At 29.4% G+C, this 18083-nt stretch carries 21 protein-coding genes and 1 other RNA gene; 2 read left to right on the plus strand and 20 right to left on the minus strand.

Annotation, left to right across the window (positions count from 1 at the left end; translation table 11 throughout):
- Nucleotides 1-15: 15 nt before the first annotated feature.
- From cdeC to Q3304_RS01675, 3 genes are all read right to left on the minus strand, one after another.
- On the minus strand, nt 16-1233 hold the full coding sequence (gene cdeC, locus Q3304_RS01665; protein WP_054269617.1) for an exosporium morphogenetic protein CdeC: 1218 nt from the start codon (nt 1231-1233) through the stop codon (nt 16-18).
- Between the two features lie 183 nt (nt 1234-1416).
- A non-coding RNA gene (ssrS, locus tag Q3304_RS01670) (6S RNA) lies at nt 1417-1597 on the minus strand.
- Between the two features lie 115 nt (nt 1598-1712).
- Nucleotides 1713-2630 carry a hypothetical protein gene (locus Q3304_RS01675; RefSeq protein WP_407813295.1) on the minus strand — a complete coding sequence of 306 codons (918 nt, stop codon included), beginning with the start codon at nt 2628-2630 and terminating at the stop codon, nt 1713-1715.
- Between the two features lie 211 nt (nt 2631-2841).
- On the opposite strand from Q3304_RS01675, the gene Q3304_RS01680 reads away from it, so the two are divergent.
- Nucleotides 2842-3240 carry a hypothetical protein gene (locus Q3304_RS01680; protein WP_054269615.1) on the plus strand — a complete coding sequence of 133 codons (399 nt, stop codon included), beginning with the start codon at nt 2842-2844 and terminating at the stop codon, nt 3238-3240.
- A 121-nt stretch (nt 3241-3361) separates the two neighbouring features.
- Here the strand turns inward: Q3304_RS01680 and ccpA are convergent, their stop codons facing one another.
- From ccpA to Q3304_RS01705, 5 genes are all read right to left on the minus strand, one after another.
- Nucleotides 3362-4384, minus strand: coding sequence for a LacI family transcriptional regulator CcpA (ccpA, locus tag Q3304_RS01685; RefSeq protein ID WP_054269614.1), 1023 nt, complete (start codon nt 4382-4384; stop codon nt 3362-3364).
- Nucleotides 4385-4630: 246 nt separating this feature from the next.
- A complete protein-coding gene (locus Q3304_RS01690) occupies nt 4631-4837 on the minus strand; it encodes a hypothetical protein (protein ID WP_054269613.1) in 207 nt (68 codons plus the stop codon).
- A 34-nt stretch (nt 4838-4871) separates the two neighbouring features.
- Nucleotides 4872-5051 (minus strand): hypothetical protein, encoded by a 180-nt coding sequence (locus tag Q3304_RS01695; RefSeq protein ID WP_054269612.1) that lies wholly within the window; start codon nt 5049-5051, stop codon nt 4872-4874.
- Between the two features lie 218 nt (nt 5052-5269).
- Entirely contained in the window at nt 5270-5476 is a 207-nt protein-coding gene (locus Q3304_RS01700) for a hypothetical protein (RefSeq protein ID WP_054269611.1), read from the minus strand.
- Between the two features lie 47 nt (nt 5477-5523).
- Nucleotides 5524-5949, minus strand: a complete 426-nt coding sequence (locus tag Q3304_RS01705; RefSeq protein ID WP_407813294.1) for a hypothetical protein — start codon at nt 5947-5949, stop codon at nt 5524-5526.
- Between the two features lie 171 nt (nt 5950-6120).
- Here Q3304_RS01705 and acpP point away from each other — a divergent pair, with 171 nt between their 5' ends.
- A complete protein-coding gene (acpP, locus tag Q3304_RS01710; protein ID WP_003418905.1) occupies nt 6121-6348 on the plus strand; it encodes an acyl carrier protein in 228 nt (75 codons plus the stop codon).
- Nucleotides 6349-6488: 140 nt separating this feature from the next.
- Here the strand turns inward: acpP and Q3304_RS01715 are convergent, their stop codons facing one another.
- The 12 genes from Q3304_RS01715 to Q3304_RS01770 all read right to left on the minus strand — a co-directional run bounded on the left by Q3304_RS01715 (nt 6489) and on the right by Q3304_RS01770 (nt 18020).
- Nucleotides 6489-7493 carry a nucleoid-associated protein gene (locus Q3304_RS01715; RefSeq protein ID WP_054276200.1) on the minus strand — a complete coding sequence of 335 codons (1005 nt, stop codon included), beginning with the start codon at nt 7491-7493 and terminating at the stop codon, nt 6489-6491.
- A gap of 13 nt (nt 7494-7506) precedes the next feature.
- Entirely contained in the window at nt 7507-8409 is a 903-nt protein-coding gene (locus Q3304_RS01720) for an RluA family pseudouridine synthase (protein ID WP_407813293.1), read from the minus strand.
- Between the two features lie 177 nt (nt 8410-8586).
- Entirely contained in the window at nt 8587-9762 is a 1176-nt protein-coding gene (locus Q3304_RS01725; RefSeq protein WP_054276199.1) for an acetyl-CoA C-acetyltransferase, read from the minus strand.
- A gap of 81 nt (nt 9763-9843) precedes the next feature.
- A complete protein-coding gene (locus Q3304_RS01730; protein WP_021383883.1) occupies nt 9844-10689 on the minus strand; it encodes a 3-hydroxybutyryl-CoA dehydrogenase in 846 nt (281 codons plus the stop codon).
- 99 nt (nt 10690-10788) lie between these two features.
- Nucleotides 10789-11586, minus strand: a complete 798-nt coding sequence (locus tag Q3304_RS01735; protein ID WP_054269606.1) for an enoyl-CoA hydratase-related protein — start codon at nt 11584-11586, stop codon at nt 10789-10791.
- Between the two features lie 18 nt (nt 11587-11604).
- Nucleotides 11605-12615 (minus strand): electron transfer flavoprotein subunit alpha/FixB family protein, encoded by a 1011-nt coding sequence (locus Q3304_RS01740; RefSeq protein ID WP_054269605.1) that lies wholly within the window; start codon nt 12613-12615, stop codon nt 11605-11607.
- Between the two features lie 18 nt (nt 12616-12633).
- Nucleotides 12634-13416, minus strand: a complete 783-nt coding sequence (locus Q3304_RS01745) for an electron transfer flavoprotein subunit beta/FixA family protein (RefSeq protein WP_054269604.1) — start codon at nt 13414-13416, stop codon at nt 12634-12636.
- A 55-nt stretch (nt 13417-13471) separates the two neighbouring features.
- On the minus strand, nt 13472-14608 hold the full coding sequence (locus tag Q3304_RS01750) for an acyl-CoA dehydrogenase (protein ID WP_054269603.1): 1137 nt from the start codon (nt 14606-14608) through the stop codon (nt 13472-13474).
- Between the two features lie 716 nt (nt 14609-15324).
- Nucleotides 15325-15792 carry a YbaK/EbsC family protein gene (locus tag Q3304_RS01755; protein WP_054269602.1) on the minus strand — a complete coding sequence of 156 codons (468 nt, stop codon included), beginning with the start codon at nt 15790-15792 and terminating at the stop codon, nt 15325-15327.
- 87 nt (nt 15793-15879) lie between these two features.
- Nucleotides 15880-16422, minus strand: coding sequence for a hypothetical protein (locus Q3304_RS01760; protein WP_407813292.1), 543 nt, complete (start codon nt 16420-16422; stop codon nt 15880-15882).
- 51 nt (nt 16423-16473) lie between these two features.
- Nucleotides 16474-17160: an ABC-2 transporter permease gene (locus tag Q3304_RS01765; RefSeq protein ID WP_054269600.1), complete on the minus strand. Its 687-nt coding sequence runs from the start codon at nt 17158-17160 to the stop codon at nt 16474-16476.
- Nucleotides 17160-18020 carry an ABC transporter ATP-binding protein gene (locus Q3304_RS01770; protein WP_054269599.1) on the minus strand — a complete coding sequence of 287 codons (861 nt, stop codon included), beginning with the start codon at nt 18018-18020 and terminating at the stop codon, nt 17160-17162. The genes Q3304_RS01765 and Q3304_RS01770 overlap by 1 nt, the downstream gene beginning before the upstream one ends.
- Between the last annotated feature and the right edge of the window lie 63 nt (nt 18021-18083).

Below are 18083 nucleotides of genomic sequence, written 5' to 3' on the forward strand. Positions count from 1 at the left end.
TATATATCTACCTATCTATCTGTGGCAACTAGGCTTTCCACTTCCATGATGAGGTCCACATTGCGAAAAATCACATACTTTAGAGAAAGTATCAACAAGTCTTGGTTGGATTGGATTTGGTGATGCTAAAACTACTATTTGTTCACTTATTAATGTGCTAACTGTTTCTTGTAAGCAAAGTACTAAATCTATATCATTTGGTATTATTAATTCATAGAAAGGTTCACAACATTCATTACATTCTAATTTTAATATAGATTTTCCTATACAATCTACAGTTAAGTTAGTTTGATATTCTTGTCTTAGAGTAACAGCTCTTCCGTCAGCTGGTAAGCATATTGGTGCTGAAAGTGTGTTAAAAGTAAATTCTACATAATCAACTCTTCTCTTACATCCACCTCCTGCTCTGACTGCTGGGAAAGCTAATGCAACGAATTCTGTACATCCACATCTACCTCTTAGCTCTAATACTAAATTACGAACTGCTACAGTTAATCCTCTTTGTTTATAAGCTACTGATTTGCCTTTTCCTTGTCTACAACATTCAGCGTTTCTTTCACCACATACTGCAAATTCAAAAGTTGTTTCACAATTTCTTCCTACTATATCTCCTAATGGGTCTAAATCGAAATCTTCTAAAGTTGTCATTCCTGTGTCTATAACTATTCCATCATTACTTAAGCATATTTTTTCTATAGTTACACTTGCTTGACCTGCACTTGGAACTGAACCAAATACTTCTACTACTTCTGTTTCAAAAGTTAATGGCTCTCCATTTGGTCCAGTTGCATCTGTAAATGTTTGGAATTGCATAGTATCAAATATTCTACTAGCCTCTATTGCAAATGGCACTGCATTTGATACAGAGAAGTTTTTTGGTGATATAGGATTACAGCAATCTGGTCCACATTTGTTTTCAAAACATTCATCAGAATCCATTTGGCATGGTTCACAATCACATTTACAATGGTCATGGCATTCACAATGGTCATCACATGGATTAGGTTTGCATGGATTGCATGGGTTAGGTTTGCATGGATTGCATGGATTAGGTTTGCAATCATCATGACATTCACACTTATTATCATTATTACATCCATTATTGTGATGATGAGATTTTTTAAATCCTCTCATATCTTCTGAACTCATTTCCTCTGTATACACTTCTTCCTCACTAATTGTAGGCATTGGCTGATTTATCATTCTTCTTTTATTTTTTTTATAATCTTGCATTTTTCATTGCCCTCCCTGTAAGCTATTGTAATTAAGTCTTCGGCTTTTTGAAGCCTAATTAATACTATGCTCTTATAAACTTAATTGTTACTTAGCTTTTTAAATTTATCAATAATTAGATATATTTAGTAGAAAAATGCATTTTAATAAAAAAAGTACTACTATTTGAAATAGTAGCACTTTTTTTGTCCCGAAACACCGGTGGCTAAGTAAATTCACACCCTAGGCACTCCCAGGTGGGTGACTTGCCAGTAACTTTTAACGTCCAAACTAAACAGGCATGTTATAATTTACTAGACACGGTCTCCCGTATTTCATTTGTAGGTTGAATTTAAAAAAGCCTTATCGTATGTTTCAGGATTTCATACTATTATTATATAATAAATTTCGAATTTTTTAAAGTGGTTTTATATAGTAATTAAGATAAACTTATTCTAGTCTTACTTTTTCTTCCTTTTCTCTTTATGTAGTTAGTTAAATTATCTCTTTCTCTTAGTTCTATTCTTAGTATTTTTTTCATTATAATTACGCTCAGATTTTTGCTCATTTACATTATATAATTCTTCATCATGCACTATATCTTCATCATTTTCGACATCTTCAGAGTATGTTTCCTCACCTTCAATTAATTCTTCATCATATATTTCATTTTCGTCTATTAGCTCTTCATCATAGTTTGATTCATCGTCCTCACAATCTTCTTCATCTTCATAATCTGATTCCTCATCCTCATAATCTAATTCTTCATTGTTATCTTCATCTTTATTGTTATCATCACCTCTTAAAAGGCTACCAAGCAATTTAAGATTACTCATGCTTCCTAGATTATTTATATTTGCCAAAGAACTTAGACTGAATCCACCTTCTCCAAAGTCATCTGGCAAAAATAATTCTGCAAATAAGTCTATTTTCTTTTTCATTCCTATAGCTTTTTCAACTGAATTTTTTCTCTTTTCTGGGAATACATCTATAATTTCTTTTATCATCATATTCTTTTTATCATCGCTATCCATTTTTCTGAAAAAATCTGTCTCATCTTCTGTATCTACTAAATCTATATTATTTAATTTTTTTATGCCTCTAACTAAGTCTAAAACACTTTCTATTTTTATTAGTATTTTTCTTTCATCTCTTGACATGTATTTTTTAGTTCTAGTTATTATTTCCATTCCCATTTCTAAATCTTCTTCACTCAAATCCATAAGCCTTAAACCTCTTTTTATATCATTTGCATCAAACCTTAAATTTCCATGTGTAGATTGTGATAGTTTATCATTTGCATTTTTTTTGTTTTTTCTAACTCTATTATTTCCTTTTGATTTATTTTTATCATCAAATATAGAGATATTACCATTACTCAATGCAATCACTCCAATCAAAAATAGTAAATTATTCAAGACAATTCCCCCTTATATTATATAATTGCCCTATATTAAAGTATGTTTTTCATATTTTAATGTTCCATTTTTAAAGCTCAGTGCATATATATTATCTATAAGAATTTTTATTTATATTATATATCACTCACAATTCACCACTTCAATATTATTTCTATATATAAATAGTATGAATATAATTCAATATATATTTATAGAAAGGGGTTTTTTTATGAAAAAATTAGATACAGAGTCATTAGAAAAAATGGCTAAACAAAAAAATATTGACAAGGATAAGATAGAAAAGATTGCTGATAATTACAAAGGAAAGTCAGAAAACGAACTTATGGAGGAACTTATAAAGATAGGTAAAAACTTGGATGGAAGAGATGAAGTAGTATCAAAATTCAAAGCATTTTTAGATGAAAATCAACGTAAAAAATTAGATAATATAATGGAAAAAATCTCAGATGCAGAAACTCAAAGAGATACTAAGGCGACTAAGACTAAGAAAACTAAACCTACTAAAGGTAAACCAAGTTCACCTGCACCAAAAAATACACCAAATGGTCAACAAAAAAAATCTAAAGGTTTATTTAAGAAAACTAAGAAATCCAATCCTCATGAATAAATAAAAAGTAAACCATTTAAATATTAAAACAATTATTTTTTTAAACTATTCTTAAATTTGATATTATTGACATAAAAAATCAGGTAGTGCTTTAAGCGCTACCTGATTTACTTTAATAGTTTTATTTTTTTCTTTCTATAACACTTTCTCTATCAACAATTCTATAAGGTAATTCTATTTTTTTATTTTCAATTATTTCTTTATTTATTAATTTTATAACCATTCTTATTGCTACTGCTCCCATATCATATAAAGGTTGATATACTGTAGTAAGTTTAGGTCTATACATTTTAGCTATCTTAACATCATTAAATCCTGCAACTGATATATCTTCTGGAACTTTATATCCAGCATCACAGATAGCATTTATAGCACCTATAGCGGCCTCATCACCTGTTACAAAAGCTGCGTGAGGTATTATTCCATCATCTAATAATTCTTTCATACTGTTGTATCCACTTTCATAATCAGTTCCACCATATTTAATTAAACTCTGGTCTAATTCTATGTTGTTATTTGAAAGTGCTTTCTCATAACCTGAGAGTCTCTCCATCTCTAAAACAGTATCATCTTTACTCGTCATTATAAAAGCTATCTTTTCATGACCTTTCTTTATAAGATGTTCTGTCATATCAAAAGTAGCCTCTTTATTACTAGTACTTACTGTATATATATCATAATCTCTAGCAGTTTTACTTATATATGTTGCTGGTATACCACAATTTTGTATATAGTTGATGTGTTCTTGTTCAACCACCCATGAAATCATAACTATACCTTCCACTTGTTTTGCTCTCAATAGATTTATACTCTTAAGTTCTTGTTCTTTATCAGAGTATGTATTAGCTAAAAGGATGTCATAATCATACATTTTAGCAACTTCCTCTATCCCATTTAATACCTCATTAACAAAAGAATCTGAAACTTCTGGAACTATTACCCCTATTAATTGACTCTTCTTAGTTACTAAACTTCTCGCAAGCGGATTTGGTATATATCCAGTTTCTTTTATAACCTCTAAAACTTTTTGTTTGACTTCATCAGTCACAGGTTTTGAATCATTTATAACTCTAGATACTGTAGATATTGACACGCCTGCTTGTTTAGCAACATCTTTTATCGTTATATTGCCTTTCATCTTCATCCTCCTTATTTTACTAAATTTATCTAAAACTGAACCAAATTTATGAAGGTTCCTATTTTAACTATATTTATATAAGTTTTTATTTTACCATAAAAGCAAGTACATTTAAATACATTATATTTTATATTATACCCTATATTCAACAAATTTAATAATATTCATTATTAATTTAAATCATATTAAAAAACAAAATAAAAAAATGCTGGTATTTTATACCAGCATTTTTCCACTTTAATGATATTAGTATTAGCAACCGCAGCCACAGCCTCCATCACCATCAAAGAATCCACCACATGAACAAGTTATTAATAATAGTATTAAGAAAGGTATCCATGACATTATGTCAATATCTCTCCAGCAATCTTCAAAAGCTAAGAATAGGAAGAATAGTACTATTATCCACCATCCTCCTCCACCAAAGCATCCTTCTTCTCCAAAAAATCTATCTAACATAACAAAGCCCTCCTTTTTTTAGTAACTACTATCTTTACTCTAAGCATCCACCACAGCAGCAAAGTATTAATAAAACTATTAGGAATGGTATCCATGCCATTATGTCAAATTCTGCCCAGCTTTCTCCAAAAGCTAAGAATAGGAAGAATAGTACTATTATCCACCATCCTCCTCCACCAAAACATCCTTCTTCTCCAAAGAATCTATCTAACATTCCACGTTACCTCCTGTTGATATTTTGTTGAGCTTTTCGCTCCTAACATATACTATGCATTTGGTTTCCATTTTGCTAATGTATTTTCATTATTTTTTTAATTTTTTCTCATCCTAAAAAAGTAAGGTTTGTACATTCATCTTATAATCTAAACTAAAAAAGGCAAAACCACAACTTGTATAAGTTACTGGCTTTGCCTATTTAATAATCAATATTTTTTAGCAACAACAACCATCATCGAAGTTAAATAACAACAATACTATTAGTATAACCCATATCCATATATTGTCATCGCATAATAAGTCTTCTAAAATGTCTGTACATAATAATAAGAATACTACAACTATTATTATCAACATTTTATTACTAAAAAAACCTTCGCATCCTCCAAAGAAACGTTCCATATTGTCTTCTAATTTTGTCATAACTAATCCTCCTTGAATCATTAAGAGACTAAGTTCTGTCTCTTTAATTAAATATATGTAGTAATAGACAGATAAGTTACTTCTAAAAAGTTTTTATTGATTAGTTTATTTATTTCTTTTTCGCCCAGTTTATTGTATCTATCAACTTCATCTAGATAGTCTTTTTTTTCTTCTGATATAGTATAAATTAAACTTTCTATTGATTTTACTTTGTACTCTTTATATCTTTCTATCAAGAAGGATGTTTTTGAACTTTCTATCCCTTTCTTCACATGCATTAATCTTGATATGTAATCTTCTTTTTCATTAGATACATAGCTTTCTTTTTCAGCTACATCTTCAAGGATTAAATTGGTTTCTATTACATAATCCTCTATACGTTGCATATCTAAAGTTATTGAATTATAATAAAAATTTACTGCTATAAGTAAAAACATTCCTACTGATGCTAGTAATAGTCCTACATATTTCATAGCATTTCCTCCTAAGTTATATTTGTTATCAATAAAGTTTATTCATCAAATAATACTTTATTACTACCTTTATAAAATTTTATTATTTTTTATGGATTCCATATTGAAAAATTCTCGATATTATATTAAACTAACATTAAAATTAATTAAAACTGCTTTAGGAGGCTTAAAATGTTTGAAAAAATAAAAGAAATAATAGCAGAACAATTAGGGGTAGACAATTTAGATGAGATAACTATGGAAGCGTCTTTAATGGATGACTTAGAAGCTGATTCACTAGATGCTGTTGAAATTATAATGGCCCTTGAAGACGAATTTGGAATAGAAATACCAGACGAAGAAGCTGAGAATTTTAAATGTATCGGTGATATATGTAAATATATCGAAGAAAACAAATAATATTGTTTTGTCTACAAATATAAATAGTCTGTGTAAACTTCTATATAATAATTTATATCGAAGTTTACACAGACTATATTACGTTTATTTACAATTATAGAAAATATTCAATTTTCATATATAAATTACTCAAATTAAAGTTACTTTTCTTCATAAAATGTTACATTCTTTATTACTATATCTATGGTTCCATCTTGATTTTGTTTTACAGTATATTTCATTGGGTCTTCAAAATCAGTTAAATTTCCTTTTATATCAAACCCATTATCTGTTTTTATACTTCTTTTTTTAAGCTTTTTCTCAACCCATTTCTTATCTATACTAAAACCTTCATCAAGACCTTTTTCCTCCATATGTTCTTTGAAGCTATCTTTTAGCTCCTCATCTTTAATTGAATTATCAACAAAGTCATTTATATCAACCTCATGTTTTTCCTTCAATGTATAGTTTAATATACTTCTTACATCCTCTGCTTGTTTTATATCATTACTAAGGGCATTCGTTATCCAATTTTCAGCTGTGTTTTTAAACACTTTTGTTTTATACTTATCGTCATCAATTTTTTTAGCATTTAAAAATTCTGTAACAAACTTTGATTCTGACCCTTCTTTTTCTGCATCTTTATCTAAAAGTCTTAGATGAAACTCATCATTCATTCCACTTAAACTAATTAAAGCTCCTTGTTTTTGTCTTAGAGTCTCTGGAATACCAATTTCATTTGAAACCATTTGAATATTGAATTTATCATCTACAAATTCAATTGAATGAGTATACAATTTTTTATAATCTAATTTTAATATAGCTACACTCTTTTCATCTTTAATAGTATATAAACAAATTGCCAAATCACAAGATTCTAATGCAGCATTGATTTTCATAACATCAAACAAGTAAGATGCAATTTCTTTAGAGTTTTTTAAAAAAGAACTTTCATCATATATTATTTGCTCACAACAATTCTTAATTAAATTATCATTATAATCTTTAAAAATACCTTTTCTTAAATCCTCATCTTTCGCAATTCTCTTTATAGCTTTTTGAAAAAATCCATCCACTTCTTGATTAACCTTGCCTTCAAAATCATTTAATATTGGAACATCACTATTTTTATCCAAAACATGTATTATAAATTTATGTATTATCATATATATCACCCCATTATCTTAATTTCGATATTAACTCTTTCATATCCTTTGGTATATCTGCTTTAAATTTCAATTTTTCTTTTGTTCTTGGTTGCTCAAACTCCAACTCATAAGCATGAAGTGCTTGCCTATCTATAAGATTTTCATCTACACAACCATATAACTCATCACCTATTATTCCATGTCCTATATGAGCCATATGAACCCTTATTTGATGTGTTCTACCAGTTTCTAAACTTACTTCTAGTACAGTTGCATTTTTTAATCTCTCTATCACCTTATAATGAGTAATAGATACCTGTCCTCTTTCATCTATTATTCTCTTTATAGAGTCCTCTGTTTGTCTATAAATCGGTTCATTTATAGTTCCTTCATCTTCTTCTATAATTCCATCAACTACTGCTATATAAGTTTTTTTAACCTTATTTTCACTCATTGCTATAGACAAAGTGTGATGTGCATAAGCATTTTTAGCTACTATGACAAGTCCTGATGTATTCATATCTAACCTATTTACAAATCGTATTTTTACATTTTCCTTTTGATTATCTATATAGTAACTGACACCATTTGCTATTGTTTTATCATAGTGGCTTTTGGTTGGATGAACTACCATAAATGGAGGTTTATTTACCATGATTATATCAAAGTCATCATATATTATTTGCAAATTTAAATCTTGAGGTTCAAATTTTGCTTTTTCTTCTTCTATTTTTACCTCTATCAAATCACCACAATATACTTTTATGCTTGGTTTTTTATATACTCCATTTACTAGAACACTCTTTTCTCTCTTCATTTTTGATAATGACCTAACTGAGAAATTCAGTTTGTCCAATAAAACTTCTTTTAAAGTCATTTCTTCTTCATTTGTATATGATATTATATTATATCTTTGATTTTCTTTTTTAAACAATCCTTTACCTACTTTCTTTTATATCTTCAAAATCATGATATTATATATTTTACACTATTTTTGTTTAATAGATAATAATTATTTTTAACTATAAAAACCTGTAAGAATAACGAATAGTTACTCTTACAGGTTACATTCATGTTTAAATATTTAATTTTAAAAGATTATAATTTAGAACTATCTTTTAACTATTAGTGTAGTTCCCATTCCACCACCTATACAAAGTGTAGCTAAACCAGTTTTAGCATCTCTTCTCTTCATTTCATATAGAAGTGTAGTAAGTATTCTTGCTCCTGAACAACCTATTGGATGCCCTATAGCTATTGCTCCACCATTAACATTAACTTTAGCCATGTCTATATTCAAGTCTTTTACTACAGCTATAGATTGAGCAGCAAATGCTTCATTAGCTTCAACTAAATCTATATCTTCTATAGTCATATTAGCAGCTTCTAAAGCTTTTTTAGTTGCTGGAACTGGTCCATATCCCATTATCTTAGGGTCAACACCAGCTGTTCCATAAGAAACTATAGTAGCAAGAGGCTCTATTCCTAATTCTTCAGCTTTTTCCTTAGCCATTACTACTAACATAGCAGCACCATCATTGATTCCTGATGCGTTACCAGCAGTAACTGTTCCATCTTTCTTAAATGCTGGTCTTAATTTAGCAAGTTTCTCCATTGTAGTACCAGCTTTTATATATTCATCTTTATCTACTATAGTGTCGCCTTTTCTACCTTTTATAACAACTGGAACTATTTCTTCGTCAAATTTTCCTTCAGCTTGAGCTTTTTCAGCTTTGTTTTGGCTTGCAAGAGCTAGCTCATCTTGTTCTTCTCTAGTTATATTCCATTGTTCTGCTATATTTTCAGCAGTAATACCCATGTGGTAGTTATTGAATATGTCTGATAATCCATCTTTTATCATTGAATCAACAAAAGCAGCATCACCCATTCTTGCACCGTATCTAGCACTTGGTACTAAATAAGGAGACATACTCATGTTTTCAGCTCCACCAACTAGCATTATATCAGCATCACCTAATGCTATAAGTTGAGATGCCATTGAAACAGATCTTAATCCAGAACCACAAACTATATTTATAGTCATAGCTGGTTTTTCTACTGGTATTCCTGCACCTAATGCTATTTGTCTTGCTACATTTTGTCCAAGACCAGCTGTAAGTACTCCTCCTAAAAGTGATTCATCTATCATATCTGGAGTTATATTCGCTCTTTTTATAGCTTCTTTAGCAGCTGTTATTCCTAAGTCTACTGCTGAAACTGATTTAAATGCTCCTCCAAAACTTCCTACTGCTGTTCTAGCTGCACTGGCAATTACTACTTCTCTCATATTCATTACCCCCATTAAATTAGATTTTTATCAGATTTCCGAAATTATTTCTTAAACAATACTATTTAAATTTCTAAACTCTTATTTATTGTAATCATAGAATCCTATCTTAGTTTTTCTTCCTAACTGATTAGCTCTAACCATTTTAGCTAAAAGTGGATGTGGTCTATACTTAGTATCTCCAAATTCAGTATATAGAACGTTCATTATAGCTAAAACAACGTCTAATCCTATTAAGTCACCTAATGCTAGTGGTCCCATTGGATGGTTTGCTCCTAATTTCATAGCTTCATCTATTTCTTCTTTACTTGCAACGCCATCTGCATATATACCAACAGCTTCATTTATCATAGGTATAAGTATTCTGTTTACTACAAATCCAGGAGATTCAGATACATCTACTGGCACTTTATTGATACTCTTAGATAGTTCAAATACTGTATCAAAAGTAACTTTTGATGTTAACTGACCGCTTATAACCTCAACTAATTTCATCATAGGAACTGGATTGAAGAAATGCATTCCTATAACTTTATCTGGTCTAGTAGTAGAAGAAGCTATTTCTGTTATAGATAAAGATGAAGTATTTGTTGCTAAAATAGTATCTTCTTTGCATAACTCATCTAATAATTTGAAAACATCTTTCTTTATGTTCATATCTTCCACAGATGCTTCTATTATTAAATCCATATCTTTTAAGTCTTCATAGTTAGTAGTTGAACTAACATGACTTAATATTTCTGCTTTTGTAGCTTCATCCATTTTTCCTTTAGTAACTAACTTAGTTAAATTTTTATCTAATAAGCCTAAACATTTATCTATAGCACCTTGAGTTCTACTCTTTAAACATACATCATGACCACAACTTGCAAAAGTTTGTACAATACCACTTCCCATAGTTCCACTACCTATTACAGCTAATTTCATAGTTATAACCTCCTGTTATTTTAGTATTTATATTCTGCTAACTAGATTAAAATATTTATTTAATCTAGTTAACAGCAAATATATTTTTAATTAGATTTTTTACCCTTTTATAAAGTTCGCTTCTCTTTTTTCAATAAAAGCTGACATTCCTTCTTTTTGGTCCTTAGTTGAGAAACAAAGACCAAATAAATTAGATTCTATATCTATTCCAGTATTTATATCAGTTTGAGCACCAAGTTGTATTGCTTCTTTAGAGTATCTAACTGCAAGTTGAGCATTTTTAGCTATTACCTTAGCTAATTTTTCAACTTCTTCCATTAAAACTTCTGGCTCAACTACTCTATTTACTAGCCCTATTTTTTCAGCTTCATCAGCTTTTATAACTTGACCTGTAAAGATTAGTTCCTTTGCTTTTGCCATCCCAACCAATCTTGTAAGTCTTTGAGTTCCTCCATATCCTGGAGTTATTCCAAGAGTTACTTCTGGTTGGCCAAATTTAGCTTTAGCAGATGCAATTCTTATATCACATGCCATTGCAAGTTCGCATCCTCCACCTAAAGCAAATCCATTTACAGCAGCTATTACTACTTTTTTGCTATTTTCTATTTCTCCACAAGCTTTTGCTCCTAGGCCACTAAAATCTTTAGCAGCTACAGCATCTAAATCTTTCATATATGCAATATCTGCTCCAGCTACAAATGCTTTTCCTTCCCCTGTCAATATTACAACATCAATAGTTTCATCATTATTAATATCTACAAATATTTCATAAAGTTCTTCTAAAGTTTTGGAATTTATTGCATTAAGGGCTTTAGGTCTATTCATTTTCACTGTGCATATATTTCCATTTACTTCAACAGCTACATTCTCATAAACTTTAACATCACTTGTACTCATAATATCCTCCCCAAGAAATTAGTTAGCTAAAACTTCACCTTTTTCTTTTGCAACACTTAATTGACTGATAAGTTCTGGAAGTACTTTATGAACATCTCCAACTATACCAACATCAGCATATTTAAATATTGGAGCTTCTGGATTTTTGTTTATAGCAACTATAAACTCAGCATCTTCCATACCAGCTATATGCTGTATTGCTCCAGATATACCACATGCTATATAAAGGTCTGGTCTTACAGTTTTACCAGTTTGACCAACTTGTCTTGCTTTGTCTAACCATCCTGCATCTATAGTGGCACGAGAACCAGAAACTTCTCCACCTATGATTTCAGCTAATTCATAAAGTACGTCTAAGTTTTCTTTTCCACCCATTCCACGTCCTGCAGAAACTAGTATCTTAGCATCTTCTATCTTAACTTGTTTTTTAGCTTCTTTTATTACTTCTACAACTTGAACTAATTTGTCAGCTTCAGTAAATTCTACTTTAAAACGATTGATTACAGCTTCTTTAGTTTCATCGATTTCATTTTTCTTCATAACTCCTGGTCTAACTGTAGACATTTGAGGTCTGAAATCTTTACAAACTATTGTTGCCATTATATTTCCACCAAAAGCAGGTCTTGTCATTAATAATAATTTTGTATCCTCAGCTACTGCAAGACCTGTACAGTCAGCAGTAAGTCCTGTATGTATTCTAGCAGATACTCTAGGAGCTAAATCTCTACCTATTGAAGTTGCTCCAAATAGTACAACGATTGGGTCAGCTGCTTTTATTGCTTCATAAGCTGCTTTTGTATATGGTTCAGTTGTATACACTGCTAAAGCTTCATCATCAACTACAATTACTTCATCTGCTCCATAGTGTGCTAATGTATCTATTAAACCTTCTACTTTACTTCCTAAAAGTAATGCAGAAACTTTTGTATCATAATCTTTTGCTATTTCTGTAGCCTTTCCTAGCAATTCTAAAGAAACGGTTTGAATTACATTTTCTCTTTGTTCTATTACTACTAAAACGTTACCCATTCTTTATCCCCCCTTAAATTATATGATAAACTTCTCTTTTAATTTATCTATTACAATTCCAGCTGATGTTTTTGCATCTTCATTGTATATTGTGCCAGCTGGTTTAACTGATTTTGTAAATGATTTAAATACACTAGTTGGAGAACCTTTAAGACCTAAATTAGTAGGGTCAACTTCTATATCTTTTACAGTCCAAGTTTCTACTACATCATTTTCAAATGCATCGTATATTCTTCCAACCTTCATGTATCTTGGTGTGTTCATATCTTTAAGAGTTGTTATAAGGCATGGCATTTTAACTTTTAAGTCATGACAACAATCTTCAAATTGTCTTTTTACTAATACATATTCACCTTCAGTTTTTATTTCTTCAGCATATGTTATTGATGGAAGTTTTAAATGTTCAGCTATTTGAGGACCAACTTGTGCAGTATCTCCATCTATAGCCTGTCTTCCAGCTATTATAATATCAAAATCTATATTTTTTAATGCTCCTGCTAATGCTGATGAAGTCGCCCAAGTATCAGCACCTGCAAATGCTCTATCTGTTAATAATATTCCTCTATCTGCACCCATTGCTAAAGCTTCTTTTAAAGCCATATCTGCTTGAGGAGGTCCCATTGTTATAACAGTTACATGAGCACCCATTTCTTCTTTTAATCTTATAGCTTCCTCTAGACCTGCTTTATCATCAGGGTTTATTATACTTGGTACTCCATCTCTAATTAAAGTACCTGTATTAGGATCTAGTTTAACTTCTGTTGTATCTGGAACTTGTTTTATACAAACGACTATATTCATAAATCCTTCCTCCATATCTATTTTAATATCGACCTATTGTGTATATTGTATTTATCTATTTTAATAATTTTCCTGAAATAACCATTCTTTGAACTTCACTAGTTCCTTCATATATTTCAGTTATCTTAGCATCTCTCATCATTCTTTCTACTGGATAGTCACGAGTGTATCCATATCCACCATGAAGTTGTACAGCCTTTGTAGTAACTTCCATAGCTGTTTCAGCTGCAAATAGTTTTGCCATCGCTGCTTCTACTCCATAAGGTTTTCCTTCATCTTTGTTTATAGCTGCTTGATATACAAGATGTCTAGCCGCTTGTATTTTAACTTCCATATCAGCTAATTGGAATTGTGTATTTTGGAATTTTGATAGTGGTCTACCAAATTGTACTCTTTCTTTTACATATTTAACTGTTTCATCAAGAGCTCCTTGTGCTAAACCTAAAGCTTGTGCTGCTATACCAATTCTACCACCATCAAGAGTAGACATCGCTATCTTAAATCCTTGTCCTTCTTTTCCAAGTAAATTTTCTTTAGGTATTCTGCAATCTTCAAATATTAATTCGCTAGTAGCAGAACCTCTTATACCCATTTTCTTTTCTTTAACCCCAAAGCTAAATCCAGGAGTTCCTTTTTCAACTATAAATGCTGATATTCCTCTGTTCCCTTTAGACTTATCAGTCATTGCCATCACTACATATATATCACCAGCTATTGCATTTGTTATAAATATTTTTGAGCCATTAAGTATGTATTCATCTCCATCTAAAACAGCAGTTGTTTGTTGTCCAGACGCATCTGTTCCAGCATTAGGTTCAGTAAGACCAAATGCTCCTAATTTTTCCCCACTTGCTAATGGCTTTAAGAATTTTTGTTTTTGTTCTTCGTTACCATATTGATATATAGGCCAAGAACCAAGAGATGTATGAGCTGATAAGATAACTCCTGTAGTACCACAAACTCTAGACAATTCTTCAACTGCCATTATGTATCCTACAGTATCTCCACCTTCTCCACCATACTCTTTTGGATATGGTATACCCATCATTCCTGCTTTTGCCATTTTTTCCACTGTTTCGTATGGAAATCTTTCTTCTTCATCAAGTTCTGTTGCTAAAGGTTTAACTTCATTTTCAGCGAAGCTTGCATATAACTCTTTAAGCATCTGATATTTTTTAGAATTTAAATCCATAATAGCCTCCTCAGTATTTTATAAATATTTTATTTTCATTTATTAATTAAAATCTCGGCAGCATCTATAATAAAGTATTTGAACATACGTCGAGAAATTTATAACCTTAATTAAAGTCAGCTCTATATTTATATGCAATTATACTAACCAATTATGACATTAATTTAATTATAAATTGTTAATTTAAAATCAACTACACTTAAAAAAAATCTCGCTTTTTGGAATTTTGTGAAATTTCAAGCTAAAATAAGACTTCTCTCACAATGGTCATAGATAAAATAATTTGTTTATGATATTTACTTTTAGGGTATTTCAATAGTAAAGAGTATATACATTGCTACTTTCACTACTATTTTTAACCCATATAAAAATTTTTTCTCATATCAAAATTATTTTAATAGAGCTAAATAATCTTGCTTTTTTATGATTATTTTGTTTTTTAAATATCTTACATTTATAATAGTATCACTCAAAGGATAATTTTTCAATAATTTCTAATTATTTTTTTAACAATATTTACTACATTTTTTCCATTTTTTTGTCATTTTTTTTTAATTTAGAAGAAAAATCAGAATTTTTTAACTTTATTTTGGATTATTAGTTTAAATTAGATTTTCCCATTAGATTTATAAATATTTCATCAAAAAAACTATCCCTGTATACGATTTATACAGGGATAGTTTTTTACAAACTTCTACTATAATTTACTATATTTTTTACCAATTCTTACAAACATCCACCCATTTTTCACAATTAGAGAACTTCTCCATTTCATCACAAGTAAGTTCTATTGCAGAATTACTACTTCCACATGCAGGAAACACTGTATCAAATCTTTTCATTGAGTCATCTAAATAAACTTTTAAAGGATTCTTTAAACCAAATGGGCAAACACCTCCAATAGCATGTCCAGTAAACTCTAGCACTTCTTCTGGTGTTAACATCTTTGCTTTACAACTAAATTCAGCCTTATATTTCTTATTATCAATCTTAGCATCTCCAGCTGTTACAATTAATATTGCATCATCACCTATCTTAAATGAAAGTGTCTTAGCTATCCTTGCTGGAATAACACCTGCTGCTTCAGCTGCAAGCTCTACAGTAGCGCTAGATTGTTCAAACTCCAATATACTTTCTTCTCTTCCAAATCCTTTAAAATACTCTCTTACATTACTTATTGACATCAAATACCCCTCCTAATCTGAATGTTTATAAACCTCATATTATTCTTAATTATATATATGATTGGTTGATTTTTCAATTTTTAAAAATTATTCCATAATAGTGGAGTTCCATACATCATTATTTTTGCCAACTACTAAATATAAACCTTCTGCCATTGGAATATCGACAATGTATTCTCCCTTATATTCGACACTCATGCTAGACTGATTAAAGTATCTATAATCAAAACTTAACCCTTTTGGAATTATAAAGTCAACATAACCTTGATTATTTGGCTTTATTCCATATTTTAGAGTTTTTTCAGTTACAGAATTTTTTTCATTAGATAAATCTATATTTACATATGAAGAACATTTATTTATTCCTTTTTTATTTTCTACACAGTTTTCAAACTTCATTTTAGCACTTCTTAGCCTATAACTATATCTACTATTATTACTTATTTTAAATCTTACAATAGTACCAACATCTCTACTTCTCCTGCTATCAAAATCAAAACCAATTTCCTCTAAATGATTTATTTCATAATCTTTGACACTTACCATATCTCTATATACTAATTTATTTATAGCTATGAATAGTGTAAAAATCCCAAAAATAAAAAATGAAACCTTTATAAACTTATTCATTTCTAGTCTCCTTATATTTTGTGCTATTGTGCTATAATATTAATTTAAATTTTAATAATTAAACTTATTCTTTTTTGAAATCTTAATAGAAAAATACATCGATATTATAAAAATTATTATTGTTAAAAACGTAATGCTATACAGGTTTATGTATTTAGTATTAACCATATCAGTTACATAATTTGAAAGATATACTCCTCCAATTTTACTATAATTAAAATGCTTTACTTGATATACAACCATGCTAATCGTCTTTAAAAGACCCCCATATGCAAAGTAGATTAAAATACTTATTATTAGACTACAAACTTTCATTTTGCCATATCCAAATTTAAAAATTAAAGGAAGTAAAATCGCTAAAATTGCTAAGAATATATTTATAGAGAAAAATACATCATTTAAAACCATATTTCTGAAAAATACTAGTGATGTCAATTTGCTTATTAAAGACACAACTATTGTTACAGAAATTATTAAACCCACACCTAATAAATATTTTGAGTATACTATATCTTCTATACTAACTGGCATACTTCTTATAAAAATCCTTGAATCATTTTCATAATCACACTCAAATGTATTTATAAACATTAGATAACTCACAACAATACTTACTGTATAATATGAAATTGAATTAAGGAAAAAATAAAAAACAAAAAATAATACTATGTACTTTAAATTCCGTATACCATCTGAACTAATTCCTATTATTAAATCTTTCCTTATTAAATTAAACATTATTTCACCTCATTTACATAATAATACATTAGTTCTTCTATAGTAGGATTTTTGACCTTATGCTTATCAATTTCTACCAACAAACTTTTTATTTTCAAACTGTCTCCAACTTTAACAAGTGCCTCATTATAATATTTATACTCTTTTACCCCAACTATATTTTCTTTAATTTCTTCTAATTCTGCTTTATTTGCTCTAATTATTTTATATTCCTGTTCTATTAAATCTTTCTTAACTGTAAAAATCTGATTTCCTTTGTTTATGAAAACGAGATAATCAGCAACTTTAATTAAATTATCAGTGTTATGAGTAGAAATTATTACACTGCTGTTTCCATTTTTTACAAAATCTTTTAAGTACTGCATTATTTCAGACCTTACAATTGGGTCTATTCCAGCAGTTGGCTCATCCAAAATCAATAATTTAGCATTATGACTAAGTGCATTTGACAACATAAGTTTCTCAGATTGACCTTTAGATAAATTCTTAATATGCATATTTTCTTCTATGTCAAATTTTTTAAGATATTCATCAAATCTTTCTCTATCAAAATCACTATAAAACAATGATACTATTCTTCTAAATTCTTTAACCTTTAAGTGTGGATAAAATTGTAAAGAATCATATACAAAACCAATATTGTTTTTAAAACTTATTGGAGAATCGTCAATAGTCTCATCACAAAGTTTAATTTCTCCTTCATCTGCATCAATAATTCCCATTATAATTTTTATTAAAGTCGTCTTTCCTGAGCCATTTGGACCTATAATGCCGACAATATCCCCTTCATTTAGCTTCAAGTTTATATCATTCAACTTGAATTTACCTAATTTTTTTGTGATATTCTTTACTTCAAACACATCTTCACCTCTTATGTATGTTTTTATACCCGCCTATACATATTTTAACACATTCACAACAAG

The sequence above is a fragment of the Clostridioides sp. GD02377 genome (assembly GCF_045899875.1).
Taxonomy (GTDB): Bacteria; Bacillota; Clostridia; order Peptostreptococcales; family Peptostreptococcaceae; genus Clostridioides; species Clostridioides difficile_A.